Raw genomic sequence first — 16,632 nt, 5'->3', positions numbered from 1 at the left:
ATCAAAAATGTGGGAGCAAGCTTGCTCCCACAGGGGATGTCACCGCGTTAAATAAAAACAGTTAATAACAATAAAACGAGGATGTAGGGATGAAGAAGAACAACAACGCTCAGCTTATCTGCCAGTTGTCAGCCGTTGCGGCAATGATGTTGGCCGGTAGCGTGCACGCGGCTGACGCGTTCAGCGCCGATTCCGAATGGATGACCGGTGATTGGGGTGGCGAGCGGACCAAGCTGATCGAGCAGGGTATCGACATCAAGATGGACTACGTCGGTGAAGTGGGCGGCAACCTCCACGGCGGGTTTAATGATGACAAGACCGCGCGTTACGCGGACCAGTTTGGTCTGGGCGTGGCGCTGGATCTGCAAAAGCTGTGGGGCTGGGATAACACCCAGGCCAAGATCCAGTTCACCAACCGTAACGGTCAGAACATCTCCAATGACCGTGTCGGCGACCCGCGTGCCGGCACCTTGAGTTCCTCCCAGGAAGTCTACGGCCGTGGCCATATGGTCCGTCTGACCCAATTGTGGATCAAGCACCAGTTCCTCGACGGCAAACTGGACGTCAAAGCCGGTTACTTCGGCGAAGGCGAGGACTTCAACACCTTCCCTTGCGAGTTCCAGAACCTGGCGTTCTGCGGTTCCCAAGCGGGTAACTGGGCCACCAACATCTGGTACAACTGGCCGGTCATGCAGGCTGCGGTCCGCGTGAAGTACAACATCTCGCCTGAGTTCTATGCGCAGATCGGCGCGTACAACCAGAACACGTCGCAACTGGAGCACGGTAACGGCTTCAAGCTCAGCGGCAGTGGTACCAACGGCACCGTCCTGCCGGTCGAACTGGTCTGGTTGCCGAACCCTAATAACCTGCCGGGCGAATACCGTGTCGGTTACTACAAAAGCACGGCCAATGCCGATGACGTCCGCAAGGATGCCGACGGCAATGATGCAGCCACCAGCGGTAACGCCTATCGCAGCCACGATAGCAAGCACGGCTACTGGTTCGTGGCGCAGCAACAACTCACCAGCCACAACGGTGACGCGTCCCGCGGTCTGAACGTTGCAGCCAACGCCACTTTCCACGACAAGGACACCAACTTCGTCGACAACTACCAGTCGCTGATGTTTGTGTACAAAGGCCCGTTCGATGCACGTCCAAAAGATGACGTCGGTATCGGTTTCGCCCGTATCCATGTCAACGATGACGTGAAGAAAAACGCCGAGCTGGTCAACGCCGCCAATGGTGTTACCGAATACGAGGACCCACTGTTCTCGCCGCTGCGTAGCACCGAGTACAACTACGAGATCAACTACGGCTTCCACGTTACCAACTGGCTGACCGTGCGTCCTAACCTGCAATACATCACTCACCCGGGTGGTGTTGATGAAGTCGACAACGCGCTGGTCGCCGGCCTGAAAATTCAGTCGGTGTTCTAACGCTGTTGCGATAAGCTCCTCTCCATGTGCGCATTTTTGCGGACAGCCTTGGCTGTCCGCTTTTTTTTGGGGGCTGCGCACCCCGGGTGATTTTCAGGACCGTGGCACATGCATGAGCATCCGCTACAACGCTTCTTCAAATCCTTGCGCGAACGTCCGGTGTTTGCGTGGGAGCGCTATCAGAAGCGCGACGTGCTGGTGATCGACCATCCGCTGTGTCAGGCGGTGTTCAGTCGGCAGGGTGCGCAGTTGCTGCACTTCCAGCCAAAGGGCCAGAAACCCTGGCTCTGGTGCGCGGCGAAGTGGCCGCAGGTCGGCGCGATTCGTGGCGGCGTTCCGGTGTGCTGGCCGTGGTATGGCCGTCATCCGAGCGAAAACGCCTGGCCGTCCCATGGTTGGGCACGGTTGATCGACTGGAAACTGCTGGACAGCAGCACTGATGACGATGGCGTGCGCTTACATTGGCAACTTCAGTTGTGCGACTGGCAAGTGGACCTGCACGCGCACTTGGGCGAACGCATGAATTTGCGCCTGAGTACCGAGCATCAGGACAGCCTGCCGTGCCAATTGAGTCAGGCGTTGCATGCCTATTGGCGTATTGGTGACGTCGGCGAGGTAGCGCTGTCTGGGCTCGACGGGGCGCAGGGTTACGACCAGTTGAACCGTCAGATTTGTCATCAGGAAGGTGAGTTGCGGGTAGAGGGTGGCTGTCAGCGGGTGTTCCAGCATGACGGCGAATTACAGCTCAAGGACCACGCCTGGCAGCGCGAGTTGTGCATCGATACCGGTGACCATGCGGACACGGTGGTTTGGCATCCGGGCTCACGGCCGTTGCTGGGGGTGAGCTGGAACGAGATTTCGGAGTTTGTGTGTGTGGAAGCCGCGAGCGGCGGGACCGATAGCCTGAGTCTGGCACCGGGGGAGAGGGCGCATTTGAGTTTGCAGGCAAGGGTTGGGGCGTGATGATCGTTCCCATGCTCTGCGTGGGAATGCAGCCCGTGACGCTCCGCGTCACTGGACGCGGAGCGTCCCTTGAGGCATTCCCACGCAGAGCGTGGGAACGATCGGTGTGGGTTAATTAAACTCATCCCCAATCGGATACCGACTGGCATTCAGACTTTCCTTGATCTTGCGCAAATGCGGCTGGAAATCCACGCCTCGGCGCAAGGTCATGCCGGTGGCGAGCACGTCCAGCACGGTCAACTGAATGATCCGCGACGTCATCGGCATATAGATGTCGGTGTCTTCCGGCAGCGGAATGTTCAGGCTCAACGTGCTGGCCTTGGCCAGTGGCGAACCCTCGGCCGTCAGGCCCAGTACCGAAGCGCCGTTTTCCCGGGCAATACGTGCCACTTCCACCAGTTCGCGGGTACGGCCGGTGTAGGAAATGATCACAAACAACTCGCCGGTGTGCGCCACCGACGCAATCATGCGCTGCATCAGTACGTCCGCATGGGCGGTGACCGCCAGGTTGAAGCGGAAGAACTTGTGCTGCGCATCCAGCGCCACCGGGGCCGAGGCGCCGAGGCCGAAGAAGTGGATCTGCCGGGCCTGGATCAACAGGTCGACGGCGCGGCTGATCAGGTTCGGGTCAAGCGCCTGTAAAGCACTGTCCAAAGAGGCGATGGCGCTGCCGAAAATCTTTTTGGTATAGGCTTCCGGATTGTCGTCGGCCTCGACCGCACGGCTGACATACGCCGCGCCGCTGGCCAGGCTCTGGGCCAATTGAAGCTTGAGTTCCGGGTAGCCGCTGACGCCGAACGAACGGCAGAAACGGTTGACCGTCGGCTCGCTGACCTTTGAGGCCTGGGCGAGGGCGGCGATGCTGAACCGGGTGGCCTGCTGTGGGTTGAGCAGGATCACCTCGGCGACTTTGCGTTCTGCCTTGTTCAGGTCTTCAAGGCGATTCTGGATCTGTTCCAGTAAATTTCGCACGCGGTCCATATGGTTTCCTTGGTTCGCCTACAAGAGTGCTCTGCGATGCAAACAAGCGTGTTGCTATGCAAATTGGGCCTTTGATGCGGCCCTGAACGGTGGCCTATCCTACTGATGGCTCCGACCGTCCACCACTCGGAATCTGTATTTTGCGAAAATGTTGTGGTTATTACTACATTTTCCCTTGAGTGATGCCTTGAAAAAAGGTATTTGTAGCTTAACTTGATAAAAGAACAAACATCATGCCTTCGATTACGGTTGAACCGTGCACCTTTGCCTTGTTCGGCGCCCTCGGCGATCTGGCCCTGCGCAAGCTGTTTCCTGCCCTTTATCAGCTCGATGGCGCAGGCCTCTTGCACGAGGACACGCGAATTATCGCGCTGGCCCGTGAGCCTGGCAGCGAGCAGCAGCATTTGGCGTTCATCGCCTCCGAGCTGCGCCGCTACGTCGTCGCCAAAGAACTGGACGAAGCCGTGGTCGAACGCTTCCTGGCTCGCCTGAGTTACCTACACGTCGATTTCCTCAAGGCTGACGATTACGTCGCCCTGGCCGAAATGGCCGGCGGCGCCCAGCGGGTGATTGCCTACTTCGCGACACCGGCCGCCGTTTACGGCGCGATCTGCGAGAACCTGTCGAAGGTCGGTCTGACCGAAAACACCCGCGTGGTGCTGGAAAAACCCATTGGTTCGGACCTGGAATCCTCGCGCAAGGTGAACGACGCCGTGGCGCAGTTCTTCCCGGAGAACCGCACCTACCGCATCGACCACTACCTGGGCAAAGAAACCGTCCAGAACCTGATCGCCCTGCGTTTCGCCAACAGCCTGTTCGAAACCCAGTGGAACCAGAATTATATCTCCCACGTGGAAATCACCGTGGCCGAGAAAGTCGGGATCGAAGGTCGCTGGGGTTACTTCGACAAGGCCGGACAGCTGCGGGATATGATCCAGAATCACCTGCTGCAACTGCTCTGCCTGATCGCCATGGACCCACCGGCCGACCTGTCCGCCGACAGCATCCGTGACGAGAAAGTCAAAGTGCTCAAGGCGCTGGCGCCGATCAGCCCGGAAGGCCTGACCACTCAGGTCGTGCGCGGTCAGTACATCGCCGGTTACAGCGAAGGCAAATCGGTTCCCGGTTATCTGGAAGAGCCGAACTCCAATACTCAGAGCGACACCGAAACCTTCGTTGCGCTGCGTGCCGATATCCGCAACTGGCGTTGGGCCGGCGTGCCGTTTTACCTGCGTACCGGCAAGCGCATGCCGCAGAAGCTGTCGCAGATCGTCATCCACTTCAAGGAACCGTCCCACTACATCTTCGCCCCCGAGCAGCGCCTGCAGATCAGCAACAAGCTGATTATCCGCCTGCAACCGGACGAAGGCATTTCCTTGCGCGTGATGACCAAAGAACAAGGCCTGGACAAGGGCATGCAGCTGCGCAGCGGTCCGTTGCAGCTGAATTTTTCCGACACTTATCGCAGCGCACGGATTCCCGATGCCTACGAGCGGTTGTTGCTGGAAGTGATGCGCGGCAATCAGAACCTGTTTGTCCGTAAAGATGAAATCGAAGCCGCGTGGAAGTGGTGTGACCAGTTGATCGCCGGGTGGAAAAAATCCGGTGATGCGCCCAAGCCGTACGCGGCCGGGTCCTGGGGGCCGATGAGCTCCATTGCATTGATCACGCGGGATGGGAGGTCGTGGTATGGCGATATCTGAATTGAAACTGCCTCAGGGCGTCAGCGCCCATGCGTTCAAAAGCCCGGTGCTGCTGGCCGAAGGCCTGGCGCTGAATGTGGCCAAGCAACTGAGTGACGCAATCGACGCGCGCGGCACCGCGACCCTGGTGGTGTCCGGTGGACGCAGCCCGGTGGCGTTTTTCCAGCACCTGGCCAAGCAGACGCTGGACTGGTCCAAGGTTGTCGTCACCCTGGCCGACGAGCGCTGGGTGCCGGTTGAGCACGCCGACAGCAATGCCGGTCTGCTCAAGCGTTACCTGTTGCAAGGTCCGGCGGCCAAGGCTCAGTTCCTGAGTCTGTACAGCGCCACGGCCAACCTTGAACTGGCGGCCGAGCAGGCGGATCGCTTGCTCGCGGAATTGCCGCCGATCGACGTGCTGATACTCGGCATGGGCGACGACGGTCACACCGCGTCGCTGTTCCCCAACAGCCCGAACCTGAGCGATGCCTTGAAAGCCGACGGCACACGTCGCTGCTACCCGATGCTGGCGCCAACCGTGCCGCATCAGCGCCTGACCATGAGCCGCGCGCTTCTGGCCTCGGCCAAGACCACCGTTCTATCGATTTCCGGTCAGTCCAAGCTGACCACCTTGAGTGCCGCATTGGCCGGTGACGATGTCGCCGCCATGCCGATTCGCGCGTTTCTGCAACCTACGTTAGAGATTTACTGGTGCCCATGAACCAAGGATCAGCCGCTATGACAACCCCATCCCCGACCGTTTCCATGGCGGACAAAGTTGCCCTGATCGACAGCCTCTGCGCCAAGGCGCGGATCCTGCCGGTGATCACCATCGCTCGCGAACAGGACATCCTGCCGCTGGCCGACGCCCTCGCGGCCGGTGGCCTGACCGCCCTGGAAGTGACCTTGCGTTCACAGTTCGGCCTCAAGGCTATCCAGATTCTGCGTGAGCAACGCCCGGAACTGGTGACCGGTGCCGGCACTGTGCTGGATCGCAACATGCTGGCGGCTGCCGAAGCAGCCGGTTCGCAGTTCATCGTCACGCCGGGTATCACCCGTGACCTGCTGGAAGCCAGCGTCAACAGCCCGATTCCGCTGTTGCCAGGCATCAGCAATGCCTCCGGCATCATGGAAGGCTATGGCCTGGGTTATCGCCGCTTCAAGCTGTTCCCGGCGGAAGTCAGCGGCGGCGTTGCGGCCATCAAGGCCCTCGGCGGCCCGTTCGGCGAAGTGAAATTCTGCCCGACTGGCGGCGTCAGCCCGGCCAACATCAAAAGCTACATGGCGTTGAAAAACGTGATGTGCGTGGGCGGTAGCTGGATGCTTGATCCCGAGTGGATCAAGAACGGCGACTGGGCCCGCATTCAGGAATGCACCGCCGAGGCACTGGCGCTGCTGGACTGATCGGCTTTTATCAAACACTTCGTTGTGTGTTCTACGGCTTTACGGTGCGCTTGGTCGGTGCACCGTTTTTTTTTGCCTGCAAAAAACTGTGGGAGCGAGCCTGCTCGCGAAAGCGGTCTGGCAGTCAACATTTTCGTTGAATGTGCGGCCGCCTTCGCGAGCAGGCTCGCTCCCACAAGGGGACATGATGCGATACATAGTTACCGCACATCGAGCCTGGCCCTGTCCTAACCTGCGTTCATCTTATGGAAGAGAGAACGTCATGAACGACAACACTCCGGTTTCACCCGCACCAGCGGTTTACCTGCTTACACCCGAACAGATCGCCGGTCCTTATTTCCGAAATCCGAAATTGATCAGACGAAACATCAGCGAAGGCATGGATGGCATCCCCTTGGTGCTGAGGCTGACGATCGTCGATGCCATGACGGGGCAACCGGTGACGGACGCTCTGGTGGATATCTGGCACTGCAACGCGCGCGGTGCGTATTCGGGCTGGAGCAAGCTCAATCCGGACAAGGAAATCGACGTCGATGAAATCGGTTCGATCCCGCGCACTGACGACGACACTTACCTGCGTGGCGGGCAATTTACGGACAAGCACGGCAGCGTGCGATTTACCACGATCTATCCAGGGTTCTATGCCGGCCGCGCACTGCACCTACACGTTGCCGTACGCATTACGGAAGGCAATAACTATCTGGAAGAACGGCATGTCGCCTGGGTCGGTCAGCTCTACTTTCCCGAGGTGGCTTCACGCTCGGTACTCAAAGCCAGGGAGTACCGCGGTCGAGCCGTTTCGCCGCTGACTAACGATCAAGACTTTTTCTATGAAAGCATGGGCGGCGAAGCCTCGACCCTGAACGTTCACACCCTGGGTCGAGATTCGAAAGAAGACGGCTTTTTCGGGCACATGACCATCGCTATCGACACATTCGCGGTGTCGACGCAGATCAAGCCCGAGGACTTCGACAAATACACGGTGTGACGTCAGCGCAGTTCGGTCAACGCCCGTGCCAGTAGATCCATGTCTGCACCCGTGGTGGTGAGCCCCGGCGTTATGCGAATGCACGGACCACTCGCGGCACCACTGCGCGCCACGGTAAACAGGTTGTAGTCCTTGAGCAGCCGCTCGACCATCGCCTGTTGATCGGCATGCCGGGTAAAGCGCATCGAAGTGATGCCGCAATACAGTCGCGGGTCGTCCGGGGTCATGACGTCGATCCCCGGCAACTCGCGTACCGCGCTCACCCAGCGGTTGCGCAGGTAATTGAGCCGAGCGCCCTTGGCGGCGGAACCACCCATGGCCCGATGTTCCTCGAACACCAGCGGCAGGGTCAGCAGCGCCGGGATATTGGGCGTGCTGTACGGCGTGCGTGCGCGAATGTCGGTGACCGGGAAGTGCATCTCGCCCATGTCCGGGTCGATGTCGGCCAGGCGCTCGGGGGCGATGTACATGAAGCCCAGGGTCAGTGGCGCACCGATCCATTTGTGCAGGTTGTAGCCAGCAAAGGCGATGCCCAGTTTATCGAGACTGAACTCGAACTGGCCGAGCGCATGGGCACCATCAAGGATCACGTCGATGCCATGTTCCCTGGCGGCTGTGGCAATGGCCTGAACCGGCATCACCAGTCCGGTGCGATGAGTAACGTGGGTCAGGGCCATCAGTTTGAGTCGCGGATAACGCACGAAGGCTTCGCGGTAAGTGGCCAGCAAACTGTCGAAACTGGCGGGGTGCGAGTGTTCGATCTCGATCACTTCGACACCGCGATGACGTGCCAGCCAGCGCATGGCGCCTTTGACCGTGTCGTATTCCAGATCACAGATCAGCACCTGATCGCCCGGCGTCAGACGGTTGTAGTTGCGGATCAGCGATTGCAGACCATCCGAAGCGTTGCGGGTGAGGGCGACGGTGTCGGCGGGTACGCCCACCAGCTCGGCGAGCTGTTTGCGAATCTCCAGGCTTTCGCCCTGTTCGAAGCGTTGTCGCACGTGCACCGAGTTGCTGCGATTGATCATTTCGATGTTGCGCTGATACTCCTCGACCACCGTGCGCGACATGCGCCCGAAGTACCCGTTTTCGAGGTTGACCGGGCCGGGTTCAACCGCGTATCGGTCGGCAAAGGTTCGCCAGAAAGCTTCATCACGGGCGCGGCGGGTGTTATCGGGCATGGGCTACTCAATCAGGGGCCAGGTCTGGGTGTCGGGTCAGTGGCGAGGGGCGGGTTTGCCATGTTTGGCGCGTAGCGGTTCGAGCAGCTCCGACAGGCCGTTGTGATCGATTTCCTGCATCAAGGCCAGCAAGCCGCCGAGTTCGCCATGGGGGAAACCTTCCCGAGCGAACCAGTTCAGGTATTGGCCGGGGAGGTCGGCAATGATTCGGCCCTTGTATTTGCCGAAGGGCATTTCACGGGTAATCAACAGTTCGAGTTTTTCAGGGTTCATCAATCAGTCGTCTTGATTCAAACAGTCTGGAAAATACAGGCATTCTGCATGCAGGCCAAATGACAGATCATGCAAAAAAAGCGGATACAGATTTCGCGTTAAACGATAAGTGATTGAAATATAAGTAGTAAGTAGTCAGTTCAAAGCTGGCATGCAGGGTGCAATACCTATTGCATCTCTCATCAACCCGCGAGGAATTGAAAATGACTGACATGAATAAAGAAGCCATCTCTGTACTCAACGACCTGATTGAAACCAGCAAAGACGGTCAGGAAGGGTTCAAGACTTGCGCTGAAGACATCAAACACCCTGAACTGAAATCGCTGTTCATGCAACGCTCCGTCGACTGCGCCACTGCGGCTTCCGAACTGCAAGCGCAGGTGCGTTCGCTAGGCGGCGATCCGGAAACGTCCACCAGTGTCAGCGGTGACCTGCACCGTCGCTGGGTCGACGTGAAATCGATGTTCACCGGCAAGGATGAAGAAGCCGTGCTGAACGAAGCAGAGCGGGGTGAAGACCATGCTCTCAAGGCTTACAAAGAAGCCATCGAAAAAATCAGCAAACACAACCTGGTGGGCATTCGTGACCTGGTTGAACGTCAGTACCACGGCGTGCAACGCAATCACGATCAGGTAAAAGCCCTGCGTAACCAGGCTCGCGCACGCTCGTAAGCGTTCGTTGTCTGTCAAAAACGCCAGCCAGTCTGGCGTTTTTTTGTGTCCGGGAATTAGCACTGGACGGATGTTAGTTAGCTAGCTAATAATTTGTTTATCAAGTGACTGAACCGATCCCGACTATCGTTAAATCGCCTTTCCAAGAGTCCTTTACGTGCCTATCACCTTGCAGGCTTTATTTGCGCCTGACCGCCGCGCCTTACAGTTCGCGATCAAGACCTTGATCGGCGGCGGCCTGGCGCTGTGGCTGGCATTGCGCTGGGGCCTGGAGCAACCGGCCTGGGCGTTGATGACCGCGTTCATCGTCGCCCAGCCCTTGTCGGGGATGGTGGTGCAGAAGGGCTTGGCGCGGCTGTTGGGGACTTTGGTCGGGACGATCATGTCAGTGGTGTTCATGGGGTTGTTTGCCCAGACGCCTTGGCTGTTTTTGTTGGCCTTGGCGTTGTGGCTGGGGTTGTGTACGGCGAGTTCGACCTTGCTGCGCAGCGCCTGGTCCTATTCGTTCGTGCTGGCCGGTTACACGGTGGCGATCATCGCGCTGCCGGCCATTACTCATCCGCTGACGGTGTTCGATCAAGCCGTGGCTCGCTGCACGGAAATCTGCCTGGGCATTCTTTGCGCCACCGCCGCCAGTGCGCTGCTCTGGCCGATGCGGGTCGAACGGCAATTGGCGGATCAGGCGCGGGCAGCGTGGCAAAGCGGTATGAACGCCGCACGTGCGACGTTGGCCGGTGATGGTCAGGCGCGTAAAGGCTTGCTGGAAATCCTCGGGAGAATCGTCGCCGTCGATGCCCAGCGCGAGCATGCCTGGTTTGAAGGTGGCCTGGGACGGCAACGAGCGCGGGCGATCAGCGGCTTGAGCCAAAAGCTGTTGATGCTGCTGCGCATCGCCCGTTCGGTGCGCCGTCAGTGGAAGCAATTGGAACCCCAGGAAGCCGAGCAACTGTTGCCCTGGATGACCGAGGTTCAAGAGGCGCTCAACAGTCCGGATACCGCGACCCTGCAAGCGCTGCGTCCGAGGTTGCTCGACGCTTCCCACGACCCGCACATCAGCTCCGCACAGAGTTACTGTCTGGCTCGTTTCACTTTGTTGCTCGATACCGCCATGGCGGCCAGCGCCGCGTTGAACGCCGTTGAGGAGGGCAAGGAAACGGTCGATCCACCGAGAACCCTGACACCACACCGCGACCTGTCATTGGCGCTGATTTTCGGTACCCGCAGTGCCCTGGCGTTTCTGGTGGTCTCGTGCTTCTGGTTGGCGACCGCCTGGCCCGCGGCCTCCGGCGCGCTGCTGTTGACGTGCGTGGTGTGTAGCCTGTTCGCCAGCCGCGAGAACGGTGCCCAGATAGGCATGAGTTTTATGCGCGGGATCTTCCTGGCAATTCCGGCCGCGTTTATCGTCGGGCAGATTCTGCTGCCGCAATGGAGTGGTTTTGCCTTGCTGTGCATGGGCATGGGCGTGCCGTTGTTCCTCGGCGCGCTGGGCATGGCCAAACCGCAGATCGGTGCGACGGCGACCTCATTTTGTCTGCACTTCATCGTGCTGGTCTCGCCGCTCAACGCGATGAAATTCGATGTCGCGACGTTCTTCAACAGCGCTCAATCCATTGTGGTCGGTGTCGGCGCTGCAGTGCTGGCGTTCCATTTGTTGATCCTGCGCGACCCGACGTGGCATGGCCGACGCTTATTGGCGGCGACACTCGACGATCTGGTGCGCCTGACCCGGCGCAATCTGCGCGGTGCCGAAAGCTGGTTTGGCGGACGCATGGCCGACCGCTTGCTACAACTGGCGCGGCACTATCCCGAATTGCCGGAACCGGCTCGTAGTCGCTGGGACGATGGCCTGCTCGGCCTGGACATCGGCGACGAATTGCTGCATTTGCGTTTGAGTCTGGCGGTGGCGCAGGCACCGGTCAGCGCGCCTCAACGGCGTTATCTCGAACAGCTGGAAAAAATCCTCGAGCAAGGCCCGACCGGCAATCGCGCCGAGGCGTTGGCGCAGCCGAGCGAAGAATTCTTGAAGACTTTGTATGCGTTGCCCCCCAGCGATGCGGTGAAACTGGCCCAAGGCGCGGTGCTGCAATTGCAAAGCAGCTGGCGCGCCTGGTGCCGTCAACAGGAGCAAAGCCATGGGCTTGCGTGAGTGGTCGGTGGGTGGCGTGCTGCTCAGTCCGTTTCTGATTTATGTGCTGCTGGCGCTGCTCGTCACTGGGGCCTTGCGCATGCTCTTGCGCCTGACGCCGGTGGGCCGCTGGATCTGGCACGAAGCATTGTTTGATTGCGCCTTGTACGTCTGTGTATTGACCTTGATCACCGTCGTCCTCGGACCTTTATAAGGAGTTGAAAATGCGTACACCGATACGTGTCGCGGTGACCTTGTGCCTGGTGGCGGTGGCGATTTTTGCCGGCTTCCATTTATGGCAGTACTACATGCTCACGCCTTGGACTCGGGATGCGCGGATCCGCGCCGACGTGGTGGTCATCGCCCCGGACGTCTCGGGTTGGGTGCGTGAACTCAAGGCTTTTGATAACCAACAGGTCAAGGCCGGCGATTTATTGCTGAGCATTGATCGCGACCGTTTCGAAGCGGCGCTGGAGAAAGCTCAAGCGGTGGTGCAGACCCGTCAGCAGCAACTCAATCTGCGCGAACGCGAAGCCAGTCGCCGCGCTGCCCTCGGTCCGCAGGCAATCAGTGCCGAGCTGCGTGAAAACGCACAGATCAACGCTGGCATCGCCCGTGGCGAACTGCGTGAAGCGCAGGCCGAAGCCAAGGTTGCAGAACTCAATCTCGCGCGCAGTCAGGTCCATGCGCCCCGCAGCGGCCACATCACCAACCTGCGTCTGGCTGAAGGCAATTACGTGAATGCCGGGCAATCGGTGATGGCGTTGATCGACGATTCGACTTTCTATGTGCAGGCGTATTTCGAGGAAACCAAGCTGCCGCGGATTCGTGTTGGCGATCCGGTAAAGGTCTGGTTGATGAGCGCGGGGGAGGCGTTGCAGGGGCATGTGGAAAGCATCAGTCGCGGGATTACCGATCGCAATACCACGCCGGACGGGCAGTTGCTGGCAGAGGTCGAGCCGACGTTTAACTGGGTGAGGTTGGCGCAGCGGATTCCGGTACGGATCAAGATTGATCAGTTGCCGGAAGGGATGAATTTGAGTTCGGGGATGACGGCGAGTGTGCAGGTGCAGGAGGGTGAGCGCTGATCGTTCCCACGCTCTGCGTGGGAATGCAGCCCGGGACGCTCCGCGTCCCATCAACAGCCGAACGCGGAGCGTCCGTTGAGGCATTCCCACGCGGAGCGTGGGAACGATCAGTGTCAGGCCGGGGAGCGGAGATCAGCCGATGCTGATTGCCGGCAGCTTAGGCAGCGTCACCGTCTGCTGCTTGCGCGGCGCCAGAATCTCCGCCTCGCCATCCACTACCAATTCATCGCGCTGGTTAAACACGCGAGTGGCAATCCGCACACGAAACTTCGGCAGCTTCTCGAGAATCTCCAGACGCACGGTCAGCGTGTCGCCAATTTTCACCGGCTTCTGAAAGCTCATTTGCTGACCGATATAAATAGTCCCCGGCCCAGGCAACTCGCAGGCAACGGCAGCGCTGATCAGCGCACCGCTGAACATGCCGTGAGCGATGCGCTCCTTGAACATGGTGCCGGCGGCGAATTCAGCGTCCAGGTGCACCGGGTTGTGGTCGCCGGACATCGCGGCGAACAACTGAATGTCGCGCTCTTCGACCGTCTTGCTGTAGCTGGCGGTCTGGCCGACTTCAAGGGCTTCGTAAGGGGTGTTGGTAACCTGGGTCATCTGTTTCAATTCCTGTCACGAATAAATAAATTCAAAAAAACTATTCCGATCTGGGTGGTCGACGGTGGCTCAGCGCCTGGGCGATCCAGCTCAACACGTCATTGATCACTTCATCGCGGTTGCTCTCGTTGAACAGTTCATGCCGTGCCTGCGGGTAAATAGTCAGTTGCAGGCTCTGGCTGCCGGCAGCGCGCAGCGCATGGGCCAGATCTTTCAGACGCTTGCCTTCGCTCACCGGATCACATTCACCGCCGATGACCAGCAACGGCAGGCCCGGATCAATCTGAGCGAGATTGGACGCTTTGCTGATTTGCTGCAACCCACCGAGTAAATCGATCCACAGCTGATTGGTGCAGCGAAAGCCGCAGAGCGGGTCGTTGGCGTACAGGTCGACCTCCGCCGGATCGCGGCTGAGCCAGTCGAACTGGGTGCGCGCCGGTTTGAATTTTTTGTTGAACGAACCGAACGACAGCCATTCGATCAACGCGCTGCGACCCTTCGGGCCCTGGCGCAAACGTTCCAACCGCGCAATCTGCCGCGCCGCGCGATAGAGCGCCACCGGTTGGAAGTTCGAACCGCTGAGAACGGCCCCGTGCAGGCTGGCGCTGTGGTGCAGCAGATAAGCCTGGGCGATGTAACTGCCCATGCTGTGACCGAGCAGCACGATCGGCGCGTCGGGATGTTGTTGTCCGATGTGCTGGTTGAGGCTCGCCAGGTCGCCGACCACCTTGCACCAACCGTCATCGTCGGCGAAATGGCCCAGTGTCCCGTTTTCGGCAGTTTTGCCATGTCCACGCAGGTCCGGCGCATACACACCGTAGCCCTGATCACAGAGTTTTTCCGCCAGACGGGCGTAGCGGCCACTGTGTTCCGCCATGCCATGGGCCAACAGAATCACTGCTTTTAAAGGCGCGGCGGGCAGCCACTGGTTGACGAAGAGGCGGCTGCGGTCACTCGCGGTCAGCCAGAAAGTGTCGTGGATCATGGCGGTTCCTTTGCGCTTGGTCGTTGCATTGTATAGCGCATCCATAGCGTGCCGTCTGATCAGGCCACGCCGTGGCAGCAAGATTCACACGATCAATGTCGACCGTGCGCATATTTGCCTGATTCGCCATAGCTGCTAGTGTCCGTGAAGCTCCGTTTTTCGCTTTTTCTGCTTTTTGAGGGATAAGAGAGGAAGGACAGAAAAGCGGCCCCGGATAGGTTCAGGTAAAGAGGACAAGAATAATGCAACCTGATTTCTGGAATGACAAACGCCCGGCCGGCGTGCCCCTGGACATCGATCAAGGGGCCTATAAGTCGGTGATCGAGGTGTTCGAGCGTTCCTGCAAGAAATTTGCTGACCGCCCGGCATTCAGCAACATGGGCGTCACCCTGACCTACGCCGAACTGGAACGCTACAGCGCAGCGTTCGCCGGTTACCTGCAAGCCCACACCGACCTGGTGCCGGGGGATCGCATTGCGGTGCAGATGCCCAACGTCCTGCATTACCCGATTGCCGTGTTCGGAGCCTTGCGCGCCGGGCTGATCGTGGTCAACACCAACCCGCTGTACACCGCGCGGGAGATGCGTCATCAGTTCAAGGACTCCGGTGCCCGGGCGCTGGTCTACCTGAACATGTTCGGGGCCAAAGTCCAGGAAGTGCTGCCCGACACCGACATCCAGTACCTGATCGAAGCGAAGATGGGCGACCTGATGCCCGCCGCCAAGGGCTGGCTGGTCAATACGATGGTGAGCAAGGTCAAGAAGATGGTCCCGGCGTACTCCTTGCCGCAGGCCATTTCCTTCAAGAGCGCGCTGCGCCTGGGCCGGGGCCTGGGCATCAAGCCGCTGAAGATCCGGCTCGACGACATCGCCGTGCTGCAATACACCGGCGGCACTACCGGCCTGGCCAAAGGCGCGATGCTGACCCATGGCAATCTGGTGGCCAACATGCAGCAAGTGCGGGCGTGCCTGGAGCAGTTTGGCAATGACGGCCAGCCGCTGTTGCGCGAAGGGCAAGAGGTCATGGTCGCGCCGCTGCCGCTGTACCACATCTATGCGTTCACGGCGAATTGCATGTGCATGATGGTGTCGGGCAACCACAACGTGCTGATCACCAATCCGCGAGACATCAAGGGCTTCATCAAGGAGCTGAAGAACTGGCGGTTCTCGGCGCTGCTGGGGCTCAACACCCTGTTCGTTGCGCTGATGGACCATCCGGACTTCAAGACCCTGGATTTCTCCAGCCTCAAACTCACCAACTCCGGCGGCACCGCGCTGGTCAAGGCCACGGCCGAGCGCTGGGAACAGCTCACCGGATGTCGCATCACCGAAGGTTACGGCCTGACCGAAACCTCGCCGGTGGCCTGCACCAACCCGTACGGCGACAAGTCGCGGCTCGGTACAGTCGGCCTGCCGGTGCCGGGCACCACGCTGAAAGTCATCAACGATGAAGGCGTCGAGCAGGCGCTGGGCGAGCGCGGCGAACTGTGCATCAAGGGCCCGCAGATCATGAAGGGTTACTGGCAGAAACCCGAAGCCACCGCCGAAGTGCTGGATGCCGAAGGCTGGTTCAAGTCGGGCGACATCGCGGTGATCGACCCAGACGGATTTGTGCGCATCGTCGATCGCAAGAAAGACATGATCATCGTTTCGGGTTTCAACGTGTACCCGAACGAGATCGAAGACGTGGTGATGGCTCACCCGAAAGTCGCCAACTGTGCGGTGATCGGTGTGCCGGACGAGCGTTCGGGGGAGGCGGTGAAGCTGTTTGTGGTGGCCCGTGAAACGGGTGTCAGCCTTGAAGAGCTGAAGGCCTATTGCAAGGAAAACTTCACGGCGTACAAAGTGCCCAAGCACATCGTCTTGCGTGAGTCGTTGCCGATGACGCCGGTGGGCAAGATATTGCGGCGGGAGTTGCGTGATATCGCCTGATCGTTGAATGGCCGCGCTTCGCACGGATCGCGAGCAGGCTCGCTCCCACAAGGTTCTCGGTGATCCTGTGGGAGCGAGCCTGCTCGCGATTTTTTTTGGAAAGCCCCGAATTCAGGGGCTTTCAGCGACATATAGGTTTATTGCTCTAAAATGACCGCTTGTTATTCTTGAGTCATTAAAGTGACTGTAGAGGCTGCTTTTGGCTCTGGTCGGCCCTTGGCAAAGCTGCTACTCTCGGCGCGCTTTGTGACTTCTCGGCCTTGTTAAAAGCCAGACTCACCAATAATCAAACACCAATAATAATCGCATCAAATGCGG

General features: G+C 59.3%; 16 protein-coding genes. 11 read left to right on the top strand and 5 right to left on the bottom strand.

Translation table 11 applies throughout. The features are described 5' to 3' along the window. The first annotated feature begins 89 nt into the window (after positions 1-89). Both AC3IUE_RS25665 and AC3IUE_RS25660 read left to right on the top strand, forming a co-directional pair. Positions 90-1,436 (top strand): carbohydrate porin, encoded by a 1,347-nt coding sequence (locus AC3IUE_RS25665; RefSeq protein ID WP_489264149.1) that lies wholly within the window; start codon positions 90-92, stop codon positions 1,434-1,436. 108 nt (positions 1,437-1,544) lie between these two features. After that, the gene (locus AC3IUE_RS25660; RefSeq protein ID WP_489264148.1) at positions 1,545-2,399 is read left to right on the top strand and encodes a D-hexose-6-phosphate mutarotase; all 855 of its coding nucleotides are present in this window, start codon (positions 1,545-1,547) and stop codon (positions 2,397-2,399) included. Positions 2,400-2,510: 111 nt separating this feature from the next. On the opposite strand, the gene AC3IUE_RS25655 is transcribed toward AC3IUE_RS25660, so the two are convergent. Beyond that, positions 2,511-3,371: a MurR/RpiR family transcriptional regulator gene (locus AC3IUE_RS25655; protein ID WP_177318169.1), complete on the bottom strand. Its 861-nt coding sequence runs from the start codon at positions 3,369-3,371 to the stop codon at positions 2,511-2,513. A 242-nt stretch (positions 3,372-3,613) separates the two neighbouring features. Between AC3IUE_RS25655 and zwf the strand changes: the two genes are divergently transcribed. The 4 genes from zwf (at position 3,614) to AC3IUE_RS25635 (ending at position 7,454) form a co-directional block, all read left to right on the top strand. Next, positions 3,614-5,083 (top strand): glucose-6-phosphate dehydrogenase, encoded by a 1,470-nt coding sequence (gene zwf, locus AC3IUE_RS25650; RefSeq protein WP_056741491.1) that lies wholly within the window; start codon positions 3,614-3,616, stop codon positions 5,081-5,083. Continuing rightward, entirely contained in the window at positions 5,070-5,783 is a 714-nt protein-coding gene (pgl, locus tag AC3IUE_RS25645; RefSeq protein ID WP_046049489.1) for a 6-phosphogluconolactonase, read from the top strand. Before zwf ends, pgl begins: the two co-directional genes overlap by 14 nt. Positions 5,784-5,800: 17 nt before the next feature. Continuing rightward, positions 5,801-6,466 (top strand): bifunctional 4-hydroxy-2-oxoglutarate aldolase/2-dehydro-3-deoxy-phosphogluconate aldolase, encoded by a 666-nt coding sequence (locus AC3IUE_RS25640; RefSeq protein ID WP_008151112.1) that lies wholly within the window; start codon positions 5,801-5,803, stop codon positions 6,464-6,466. Positions 6,467-6,728: 262 nt separating this feature from the next. After that, positions 6,729-7,454 (top strand): intradiol ring-cleavage dioxygenase, encoded by a 726-nt coding sequence (locus AC3IUE_RS25635; protein WP_489264147.1) that lies wholly within the window; start codon positions 6,729-6,731, stop codon positions 7,452-7,454. A 2-nt stretch (positions 7,455-7,456) separates the two neighbouring features. On the opposite strand, the gene AC3IUE_RS25630 is transcribed toward AC3IUE_RS25635, so the two are convergent. Further along, entirely contained in the window at positions 7,457-8,638 is a 1,182-nt protein-coding gene (locus AC3IUE_RS25630; RefSeq protein ID WP_489264146.1) for an aminotransferase class V-fold PLP-dependent enzyme, read from the bottom strand. Between the two features lie 36 nt (positions 8,639-8,674). Continuing rightward, complete coding sequence (locus AC3IUE_RS25625; RefSeq protein WP_007949456.1) at positions 8,675-8,911, bottom strand: DUF3820 family protein; 237 nt, start codon at positions 8,909-8,911, stop codon at positions 8,675-8,677. Positions 8,912-9,114: 203 nt separating this feature from the next. Between AC3IUE_RS25625 and AC3IUE_RS25620 the strand changes: the two genes are divergently transcribed. The 4 genes from AC3IUE_RS25620 to AC3IUE_RS25605 all read left to right on the top strand — a co-directional run bounded on the left by AC3IUE_RS25620 (position 9,115) and on the right by AC3IUE_RS25605 (position 12,795). Then, positions 9,115-9,582: a ferritin-like domain-containing protein gene (locus AC3IUE_RS25620; protein WP_056741487.1), complete on the top strand. Its 468-nt coding sequence runs from the start codon at positions 9,115-9,117 to the stop codon at positions 9,580-9,582. Between the two features lie 157 nt (positions 9,583-9,739). Continuing rightward, positions 9,740-11,728 carry an FUSC family protein gene (locus AC3IUE_RS25615; protein WP_489264145.1) on the top strand — a complete coding sequence of 663 codons (1,989 nt, stop codon included), beginning with the start codon at positions 9,740-9,742 and terminating at the stop codon, positions 11,726-11,728. Continuing rightward, positions 11,715-11,921 (top strand): DUF1656 domain-containing protein, encoded by a 207-nt coding sequence (locus AC3IUE_RS25610; protein WP_008151119.1) that lies wholly within the window; start codon positions 11,715-11,717, stop codon positions 11,919-11,921. Before AC3IUE_RS25615 ends, AC3IUE_RS25610 begins: the two co-directional genes overlap by 14 nt. A gap of 10 nt (positions 11,922-11,931) precedes the next feature. Next, complete coding sequence (locus tag AC3IUE_RS25605) at positions 11,932-12,795, top strand: efflux RND transporter periplasmic adaptor subunit (protein ID WP_489264144.1); 864 nt, start codon at positions 11,932-11,934, stop codon at positions 12,793-12,795. Positions 12,796-12,927: 132 nt separating this feature from the next. Here the strand turns inward: AC3IUE_RS25605 and AC3IUE_RS25600 are convergent, their stop codons facing one another. After that, positions 12,928-13,398: a MaoC family dehydratase gene (locus tag AC3IUE_RS25600; RefSeq protein WP_046049496.1), complete on the bottom strand. Its 471-nt coding sequence runs from the start codon at positions 13,396-13,398 to the stop codon at positions 12,928-12,930. Positions 13,399-13,438: 40 nt separating this feature from the next. After that, entirely contained in the window at positions 13,439-14,383 is a 945-nt protein-coding gene (locus AC3IUE_RS25595; RefSeq protein ID WP_489264143.1) for an alpha/beta hydrolase, read from the bottom strand. 242 nt (positions 14,384-14,625) lie between these two features. Here AC3IUE_RS25595 and fadD2 point away from each other — a divergent pair, with 242 nt between their 5' ends. After that, positions 14,626-16,314, top strand: a complete 1,689-nt coding sequence (gene fadD2 / locus AC3IUE_RS25590; protein ID WP_056741482.1) for a long-chain-fatty-acid--CoA ligase FadD2 — start codon at positions 14,626-14,628, stop codon at positions 16,312-16,314. The last annotated feature ends 318 nt before the right edge of the window (positions 16,315-16,632 follow it).

Source organism: Pseudomonas sp. GL_093, assembly GCF_057837605.1.
This window is presented reverse-complemented; position numbering and strand designations above follow the sequence as displayed.